Origin of the sequence: Amycolatopsis rhizosphaerae (genome assembly GCF_007713715.1) — a bacterium.
Classification (GTDB): domain Bacteria; phylum Actinomycetota; class Actinomycetes; order Mycobacteriales; family Pseudonocardiaceae; genus Amycolatopsis_E; species Amycolatopsis_E rhizosphaerae.
The window spans coordinates 1-3,364 of record NZ_VJWX01000658.1; the positions used below are offsets into that span (position 1 = coordinate 1).

The following is a 3,364-nucleotide window of genomic DNA, read 5'->3' on the forward strand; positions in this document are numbered from 1 at the left end:
GGGCATGTTGTTGGGATGTTGCTAGTGGCCTGGGGCTGAGGTGATCTCCTCGCGGCGCGGGTTCATCCCTGCCGGGCCGGGTGGTGCCGGTCAAGGGTTTGCCGGAGGCCGCGAAGCGCCCTTGACCGGCACCACCCGGTCTGGCTGCCCTCGGGCGCGCCGTGAGGAGATCACCGGACGTGCTTTACCTCTGATCTCCGAAGCGGTGCCGGGTCCAGGGCAGCGCCCTGGCCGCCGGAGGCAGGTGTCCGGCGGGCGTCGGCTACAGGCGCGGCTACCGTCCCGACGTCTGCCAGCGCCGGTGCACGAACCTCTGCCTAGTCATACTGATGGTGGAACTCCGGGACGCCCACTGTTGCGTCCGGATCCTCGAAGGGCCAAAACGGGGCACCCTCCGGTGCTCGCGCTCGGGAGACCGAGATCCCGTGGAGGCACGCCTCGCACCAGAAAAGCACGTAGCAGATCCGACTTGCTGGGTCGCCAATGTAACGCACACGAAGTCGATCCTGGCTGCAGTTGGGGCACCGCAGCGCCGCGGCATCGCCAGCTCGGAGTTGCACCTCAGCCAGCGTTCGCATCCAAATCGCTCGGTCAGTCATGTCGTGACTGTGCCATCTGGCGGATGGGATGAGCGGGCCGGAGTGGCTGGCGGGATTCGCAGCCGTGACAGCAGGGCAGGAGCTGCAGGACTTGCGGCTGACTCGACGGGTCTGAGTGGGTGCGAGATCGGCTCGCCGGGGCCGCCGGCCGGAGCGGAGCGGCAGGCCGAGCGGCCCAACGGCGGCGGCGCGCTCGCGCGCCGCCCTTGATCCCATAGAGCCAAATTCGGCAAGGAATGACGCCGAACCCGTGATACCCGCTTTAGGGCGTGAGGTTTGCGATTACCTCCGGCTGCTTGGCCGACCTACGGCACGACGACCCGCCCCTTGCCCCGCCGCCGGAGCACTCTTTGATCAGCGTTGTTTGCCTGCTTCGCAGGCGTCATGTTGCACGAATCTGGTATGCCCGGGCGGACGTGTCACTCGTCTGGCAACGCCTCAATGACCGGATCATTGGTGTACCACCAGATAGGTGGCCACCCTGGCGTAGGCGGCGCATAGCCAATATGATTTACAATCTTCCAACCATCATCCGTTCGCCTCACGAGGAAGCTCATCGCGTTCGGTAGCGCAGTCGCACTCATCACAAAATACGCACCGCTATTTCCCATCGGCACCAGGATGACTAAATCGATATCACGTGCAATACGGCGGCGACGCCCAGCGAATCCATAATCATCGATTTTGATATCTTTCCACGCGGTGACAAACTGCGCGGATTCCGTGGCAACAAAATCGTTCCATATTGAGTTATTATGACGTTCGCCAAGCATGACTTGAGCCAACTTTTCAAGCACTTCGACATCGTTGCCAAAATGGCTACGATTGTTCCATAGCCACGCATGCACTCGACATAGAATCCAGTTTTCCTCTGCTAGCGAAATGGCAAGTTGATAGTGTCCAGATTGGAGCATTCGCACAAACTTAAAGACGGTGTCCACCTGGCCCCCCGGCGCAGCGCGGTCGTCAAGGCTGCCAGAGGCAGCCATAGCTACCGTGGTAGCTATGCGTTCACCCGCAGTGTCAGTAGGTGCAAGCACTGCCCCTGGAGGCAGGTGCTCAACTTCATTGGGCGGCAACTGTCGATTCGTAAGGTTACCCACAATGCTAATGAGCATCAGAATGGATACCAGGCCCGGGAAAATCGAATACCAGACGAATCCGTTCCGGTCGAGCCAATATGTCCAGATGGCAAATCCGAGCGCTAGTACTCCCGCAAAGACCACGGACCCCTTCGGAATCGGAGCTTTTGGAGTGCCGAGTTTTACTCCAGACAGTCGCGCAACATCTAGCGCTATTCTCCCCTGAAGCCAACCAGAGGCAAGAGTGTGCTCCTGAAGAATTTGATGTTTTTCAATCTCTCTAACGAGTTCAAGATTGTCTTTAATTTCATTCCGCAACCTTCTTCGGCGACTACCGAATCCGATTAGCGTAAGGATAGGTACAACTACCGTCGTAACAATCTTTGCGAGGTTTTCCGGATCCCACATTCATGCAATCGTACAGGTTGAACGCAGAACAACGTTTCCTGGCACGTGTCTGCACTCGGTTGTTATGACACAGATGCTTGGCGACCACCCTGCCAACGCCGGTGTCTGCTCAGCCCTAGCCGTACTGGAGCCCGCCTGCCTGACGAGGGCATGTTCTTCTTTCTTCGCGGCGGGGTCGTCCGGCCTGTTCGAACCGCTGTGGGGAACCGGCACCAGTCGCACGCTCGTGTCTGAGATTCGGCAGGGAGATCACCGGATCAGCGGCCTTGTGCTGGGCTTCGGAACGTTGTGCGTGGCGTCTATGCCGGTGGCTCAATACAGTGGCCGGGTGGATCTTGTGCAGTGGGCGACAGACGTAGCGGGCAGCAAGCTCTCTGCTCCCCTGCCTCGTCGCTGGGCGCATGTGCAGGGTGTGGGGCGCCGGGCGGGTGAGGCGGCGGCCTTGTTCGGGGCTGATGGGGAGTTACTGGTAGCGGCTGGTGTCCTCCATGACGTCGGCTATGCGCCGGAGCTGGTGGACACCGGCTTCCACGCGATCGACGGCGCCCGGTTCCTGCGTAGCGTCGGTGCTCCTGAACGGCTGGTGCATCTCGTCGCGCATCACTCGTGTGCGGTGGTGGAGGCGGGGTTGCGTGGGGTGTCGGCGAAACTGGCGGAGTTCGAGGATGAGAAGTCGCCGGTGCGTGACGCGCTGTGGTGGGCTGACCTGACCACGACACCGGACGGTGGGCCGACGACGATCGAGCAGCGGGCGGCGGAGATCAGCGAGCGTTACGGCCCGGAGCACGTGGTGCCGCGGTTCATCCGCCAGGCGTGGCCAGAGCTGCTGGGCGCGGTCGAGCGGACGGGCGCGGCGTTGAAGGCTAGCCGGTCGCGCCGGGGTTGAGTCCGCCGATGACGCCGTTGAGGTAGTCGACGACGCGGGCTCTGATCCGCGGGTGCATGGTCAGGTTGAGCACCTCGTCCGGGGCGGCGAATTTGAGTTCTCGGGATTCGTCGCTGATGCGCAGGGTGCCGCCGACGAGGTCGCAGGCGATGCAGACGGAGAACTCTTGGCGTACTTCGCCGTCGCTGTAGGCGAAGACGTGTTTCGGGTCGGAGTAGACGGCGATGACGTGGCGGGGTTGGACGTGCAGGCCGGTTTCTTCGTAGACCTCGCGGGTGACGGTGTCGGCGATGGATTCGCCGAAGTCCATGCCGCCTCCGGGTAGTGCCCAGAGGTCGTTGTCGGTGCGGCGGTGGACGAGGATGTGCCCGTCTGCGTTGGTGACGATG

3 protein-coding genes are annotated in these 3,364 nt (G+C 61.8%); 1 reads left to right on the forward strand and 2 read right to left on the reverse strand.

Annotated elements, in window-relative coordinates:
- Positions 1-1,018: 1,018 nt before the first annotated feature.
- Entirely contained in the window at positions 1,019-2,089 is a 1,071-nt protein-coding gene (locus FNH05_RS35035) for a hypothetical protein (protein ID WP_144593140.1), read from the reverse strand.
- A gap of 328 nt (positions 2,090-2,417) precedes the next feature.
- On the opposite strand from FNH05_RS35035, the gene FNH05_RS35040 reads away from it, so the two are divergent.
- The gene (locus FNH05_RS35040) at positions 2,418-2,975 is read left to right on the forward strand and encodes an HD domain-containing protein (protein ID WP_246128132.1); all 558 of its coding nucleotides are present in this window, start codon (positions 2,418-2,420) and stop codon (positions 2,973-2,975) included.
- Here the strand turns inward: FNH05_RS35040 and FNH05_RS35045 are convergent.
- On the reverse strand, positions 2,953-3,364 hold a 412-nt coding region (locus FNH05_RS35045), incomplete at its 5' end, for an NUDIX domain-containing protein (protein ID WP_144593141.1). The genes FNH05_RS35040 and FNH05_RS35045 overlap by 23 nt on opposite strands.

Coding starts and splice junctions, on each gene's coding strand:
- FNH05_RS35035 (WP_144593140.1), bottom strand. CDS start 2,089: ATGTGGGATCCGGAAAACCTCGCAAAGATTGTTACGACGGTAGTTGTA.